Origin of the sequence: Micromonospora sp. D75, from assembly GCF_018070405.1 — a bacterium.
GTDB lineage: Bacteria > Actinomycetota > Actinomycetes > Mycobacteriales > Micromonosporaceae > Micromonospora > Micromonospora chalcea.
In genome coordinates this window covers 1-5,154 of record NZ_JAGPXV010000435.1, presented here as the reverse complement: position 1 = coordinate 5,154, position 5,154 = coordinate 1, and the positions used below count along the sequence as shown (strand labels likewise).

Here is a 5,154-nt window from a genome sequence, read left to right as displayed (position 1 = left end):
CGTCGGCGAGCAACGGCCCGCGCCAGAGAGCCAGCGCCCGGTCGAGCGACCGCACCCGCTCGGCGGGATCGGCGGCTCGCCCGGCACTCCGGACCAGTTCGGCGAACTCGTCGACGTCGACCCGGTGCCTGTCCTCCTCGACCACGTAGCCCTCGCCCCGGGTGCTGATCCGCACTCCGTACGCGTGGAGCGAGCCCCGCAGCCGCCCGACGTACGTCTGCACCACGCCCCGAGCGGCGGCCGGCGGCCGGCCGTTCCAGAGCAGGTCGATGAGGCGGTCGGTCGGCACCACGCGCCCCACGTCGAGCAGCAGCATCCCGAGCAGGCATCGCTCCTGGCGTCGGCTGCCGACCTCGACCGGCCGACCGTCGTGGCGGGCCTCGAACGGCCCGAGCAGGCGGAACTCCATACCGAACAGGACCGGTCGATCCGGGCCGGAGGTTGCCGTGCGGCGGTGATCGCATGGTCAGCCGTCCGGTCGTCCGGTCCGCCCGCTCGGAACGGCTCCGCACAGTGCGGTCAGCCCGTGGTGAGCCGGCCCGGCGATCCTGACCGCCCTGACCACCGACGAGATGGAGAGCGGACATGCGTTTCAGGATGAGCGTCGCGGTGGCGGCGGTTGTGGCAGTGGTTGTCGCGGCGCTACCCGGCTCGGCGACCGCCGCGCCGGACCGGCACCACGGCGTCGGCGCCTGGGAGCCGGCCCCGCAGGCGCCATTCGAGTTGTCCGCCGGCGCGCGATGCGAGTTCGCGGTACGCGTGGAGCCGATCGTGGACGAGGTGCGCAAGTTGACGCTCGCCACGTATCCGGACGGCGCACCGAAGCGGGAACTGTTCACCGGCGCCCTGATCAACCGGGTGACGAACCTGGAGACCGGCGCCACGTCCACCGCCGACGCGAGCGGCACCTCGCTCGTCGACTACCGCACCGACGGCTCGATGACCTGGTACGTGACCGGGCCGGTGCTGCTCGGCTTCCGGGAGAACGCCGGCACGCTGCCGAAGGGGCTGTGGATCGTCGACGGCCAGTTCCGGGTGGAGTTCTCTCCCACCTACGACAAGACCATCACGATGCTCCACGGCACGACCCACAACGTCTGCACCGACGTCGACTGATCGGGTGACGCGGTGACCGGCGTCCCCCGGTCACCGCGTCAGTCGGCCGGGGCCTCGTAGACCAGGGCCACCGCGATCCCGGCCAGCCCTTCCCCACGCCCGGTGAAGCCGAGGCCGTCGGTGGTGGCGGCGGACACGGTCACCGGCGCGCCGACCGCCTCGGAGAGCACCCGCTGCGCTTCCTCCCGGCGCGGCCCGATCTTGGGGCGGTTGCCGACGACCTGCACCGACACGTTGCCGATCTGGAAGCCCGCCGCCCGTACCCGGCGCGCGCTCTCGGTCAGCAGCGCCACCCCGGAGGCACCGGCCCACTCCGGCTGGTCCACCCCGAAGTTCGCGCCCAGGTCACCCAGGCCGGCGGCGGAGAGCAGCGCGTTGCAGGCGGCGTGCGCCGCCACGTCGGCGTCGGAGTGACCGGCCAGGCCGTCCTGGTCCGGCCAGTGCAGGCCCGCGACCCAGCAGGGCCGCCCGGCCGCGAACGCGTGCACGTCGGTGCCGACGGCCACCCGAGGAACGATCATGACCAGAGGGTACGCGCTGCGCCTTGACGGCCGCCCGGGCTGTGGTTAGCTTGGTTTCTGTACGCCCCAGTGTCGCCTCTGCCTCGCGCATGCGCCTGGGGCTCTTTCTTGCCGTCGGCGTGCCGGACAATCCGCCGCGATCGTCACGCTTAGCATCCAGTCCGTGACGCCACACCCCCATGCGCGAACCGTGCATCACTGGATCTCCCTCGGCAGGTTCCATCCCTATCTGGCTGCCGCCGGTGGCGACGAGAGCAAGGCCTGTGAGCTTTACGAGTGGAGCGTCGCCCTGACGGGCGCGTCGTTCGAGGCGTTCCACTACGTCGAGGTCGTCACCCGCAACGCGATAGATCGGGAGATGAGGGTGCACCTCAACGAGCCGGGCCGCGGTATCCCATGGTTCCTTCTGACGGTCAGCGGTAAGCGCCAGGTGCAGGATGGAATCGATCGAAACGTCTCCGAGGTCCGCGCGCGCTTGCGTCGAGAGCACTCCCAGAAGGAAACCCGCGACCAAATCATCGCGGGCTTGAGCTTCGGCTTCTGGGTCTCGATGTTGGGTTCGGAGCACGAGCAACTCTGGCGGGAGGCCCTGCACCGCGCCTTCCCTTACTCGTCCGGCAAGCGCCACGATGTCGCCAGCGCCATGAATGCCCTCCGGGTGTTCCGCAATCGGCTGGCTCATCATGATTCGCTTCTCGCCACCGACGTGCCGTTCCGCCTCAGCCAGATGATCGATGTCGTCGCGTGGGCGGACCCGGACGCCGCCCGCTGGCTCAGGAGGATCGAGCGGGTGACCGAGGTGCACCGACTGCGCCCAGCCGCCCGCAACGACACCGTGGTGGTCCCCGCCAGGAACGCATGGGGGCTCTATCAGTCGACGCGAGCGTACGTCTGCCAGGCGGGCAGATCATTTCAACCTGTGGATCATCTGGCCTTCTACTCTCAGCGCCAGATCCTTCCAGAGGTGCCCAAGATTCTCTTTCGGCTCGACAACGTCGATTGGACAGTCGGTGAGGTGAACCGGCTCCGAGCGACGGGCGAACGGCGCGACGCCCTCCTCGCCGACATCATCGAGGTCAGCCGCAAGCAGGGGTGGACCGAAGGGCGCTATCAGGTATTCGGCCTCACCGCGCCAGGTTCGGCTGGCCACCTGACGCTACCGACGCCCATCCCGCATCACAGCCGAGGCAGAGGTAGCGCCTTCACCCAGGGTCAGCGGTATGTCGTCCGAGACCGCCTGCGCCGGGCTCGATCCACCGCCGACCTGTGAGGAGTACGTCAGACGCCGGTGGACAGCAGGTGTTCGGCCAGGGACAGGTCGAACGGGCGGGTGATCTTCAGGGCCAGCTCGGAGCCGGGTACGCAGGTGACCGCGATCCCCTGCTTCTCGACCAGCCCGGCGTCGTCGGTGAGCGCGTCACCCGCCGACGAGTGGGCCGCGAGCAGCACCGAGCGGCGGAAGCCCTGCGGCGTCTGGACCGCCCGCAACGCGGACCGGTCGACGGTGCCGAGCACCCGCTCGGCCGCGTCGACCTCCTTGACGGTGTCGACCACCGGCAGCACCGGGATCACCGCGTCGTGCCCGTCGCGGACCGCCGCCGCCACCGACTCGACCAGGCCCGGCGGGGTGAGCGCACGGGCGGCGTCGTGCACCAGGACGATCTCCGGACCGGCGGGTACCGCTGCGAGAGCCGCCGCCACCGACGCCTGACGCTCGGCGCCACCGGGCACCACTGTCACCGGCGCCACGGGCGCCAGCATCGCGCGTACCGCCTCGACCTCGGTGGCCGGTGCGGCCACCACGATCGTGTGCACAGAGGGCGCGGCGGCGACCCGGCGGACGGCGTGCACGAGCAGTGGTTCACCGGCGAGCGGGCGGAGCGCCTTGGGGGCGCCGGGTCCGAGGCGTACGCCGGCACCGGCCGCAGGAACGAGGACCGCGACGTCACCGCGCGGATTGAGCTGCGCGGTCACGTCGCGGTCCTCGGATTCGTTCGCTGCGGGGTGGGTAGAGGCAGAGGTGTGGATCAGGCCTCGGTCAGCACCTTGTCGAGCAGCGTCTCGGCCTCGTCCTTGGTGCTCTTCTCGGCCAGCGCGACCTCGCCGACGAGAATGTCACGAGCCTTGGCGAGCATCCGCTTCTCGCCCGCCGACAGGCCCCGCTCCCGCTCCCGGCGCCACAGGTCGCGGACGACCTCGGCCACCTTCAGCGGGTTACCGGAGGCCAGCTTCTCCAGATTCGCCTTGTAACGCCGCGACCAGTTGGTCGGCTCCTCGGTGTGTGGTGCACGGAGCACGTCGAAGACCTTGCCCAGGCCCTCTTCGCCAACCACCTCGCGCACACCCACGATCTCGGCGTTCTCGGCGGGAACCCGGACCGTCAGGTCACCCTGTGCGACCCTCAGGACGAGGTATTGCTTGGGCTCGCCCTTGATGACCCGAGTCTCGATTGCCTCGATGAGTGCGGCCCCGTGGTGGGGGTAAACAACGGTCTCGCCGACACTGAAAACCATAGGTTCGAAACCCCTTTCGCTGTGTCTAGGGTAACACGCTCAGGCACCGATGTCTCACCGCTGTCCTGACCGTTGGCGCAGCTCAGGGGCCCTGTGAGAGGTATTTCTTCAGCTTGACAGGCGGCCAAACCGATGGTTTCGACACGCTCCGTGAGGATCACGTGACAACCCGGTAAGGGGTGACGGGAGCGTCCAGATCTAGGGCAATGCGCTCCTTCCATGGTAGCTCCGCAAGTCCGTCCGCGCCCAGGTGTGGCGTTACGGCGGCCGGTGCGGGACGCTGGGAGAGGACGCGACGTCCGCTCACCGAGACGTTCCTGGGGGTCCGATGGGCGTGCCTGACGCTGACGGCCAGGGGCCGCCGGACGGGCTCCCCGGCCTGCCCCCGGAGTGGGGCCGCGTGGTCGTCCCGGACGACGCCTCGGCGCTCGCCGACGAGGCCCGGCAGGTCCGCCGGGAGCTACGGCGGGCACGAACGGCCGCCGGCCGGCGCACCGGCTCGCTCCGCCTCGGACTACCGGCGCTGATCCTGCTCGTATCGGTGCTGATCACACTCGCCGGCCTCGCGGCGGTCACCTGGCCACGCACCACCCGGTCCGGCGCACCGACAGTGCTCCCCCACGGCGGCGGCGCAGCGCCGCAACCGGTCGGCCCGCTTCCCGCGCTGGACCTGGTCGGCGCAGACGACGTGCCGGTGCCGCTGCGCAGCATGCTGCCCGCCATGATCATCCTGACCGACGCCTGCGCCTGCGCCGAGCAGGTCACCGCGGCGGCCGGAGCCGCCCCGCCCGGCGTCACGGTGGTCACCGTGACCGCGGGCCGGCGGGCCGGCTCGGCGAGCGTCCCGGGGGTACGCCCACTCGGCGACCCGGCCGGCGGGCTGCGCTCCTACCTGCACCTGTCCGCCCAGCCCGGCATCGCCCCGGCGCTGCTGGTGGACCGGCAGGGCGCGCTGGTGCGGGTGGTGCCGGAGCTGGGCCCGCTGTCGGACTACCGGGCCGACC

The 5,154-nt window shown here is 70.9% G+C and carries 7 protein-coding genes; 3 read left to right on the top strand and 4 right to left on the bottom strand.

Annotated elements, in window-relative coordinates:
- On the bottom strand, positions 1-409 hold a 409-nt coding region (locus KBX39_RS22505; protein WP_210872380.1), incomplete at its 3' end, for a winged helix-turn-helix domain-containing protein.
- Between the two features lie 176 nt (positions 410-585).
- Between KBX39_RS22505 and KBX39_RS22500 the strand changes: the two genes are divergently transcribed.
- The gene (locus KBX39_RS22500; RefSeq protein WP_210872378.1) at positions 586-1,116 is read left to right on the top strand and encodes a hypothetical protein; all 531 of its coding nucleotides are present in this window, start codon (positions 586-588) and stop codon (positions 1,114-1,116) included.
- Between the two features lie 38 nt (positions 1,117-1,154).
- On the opposite strand, the gene ispF is transcribed toward KBX39_RS22500, so the two are convergent.
- On the bottom strand, positions 1,155-1,637 hold the full coding sequence (gene ispF / locus KBX39_RS22495; protein ID WP_069089199.1) for a 2-C-methyl-D-erythritol 2,4-cyclodiphosphate synthase: 483 nt from the start codon (positions 1,635-1,637) through the stop codon (positions 1,155-1,157).
- A 163-nt stretch (positions 1,638-1,800) separates the two neighbouring features.
- Here ispF and KBX39_RS22490 point away from each other — a divergent pair, with 163 nt between their 5' ends.
- Entirely contained in the window at positions 1,801-2,907 is a 1,107-nt protein-coding gene (locus KBX39_RS22490; RefSeq protein WP_210872376.1) for a hypothetical protein, read from the top strand.
- 8 nt (positions 2,908-2,915) lie between these two features.
- Here the strand turns inward: KBX39_RS22490 and ispD are convergent, their stop codons facing one another.
- A complete protein-coding gene (gene ispD / locus KBX39_RS22485; protein WP_210872374.1) occupies positions 2,916-3,611 on the bottom strand; it encodes a 2-C-methyl-D-erythritol 4-phosphate cytidylyltransferase in 696 nt (231 codons plus the stop codon).
- 53 nt (positions 3,612-3,664) lie between these two features.
- On the bottom strand, positions 3,665-4,150 hold the full coding sequence (locus KBX39_RS22480) for a CarD family transcriptional regulator (protein ID WP_007073334.1): 486 nt from the start codon (positions 4,148-4,150) through the stop codon (positions 3,665-3,667).
- Positions 4,151-4,478: 328 nt separating this feature from the next.
- Between KBX39_RS22480 and KBX39_RS22475 the strand changes: the two genes are divergently transcribed.
- Positions 4,479-5,154: hypothetical protein (locus KBX39_RS22475; RefSeq protein WP_210872372.1), on the top strand; the 676-nt coding region annotated here is incomplete at its 3' end.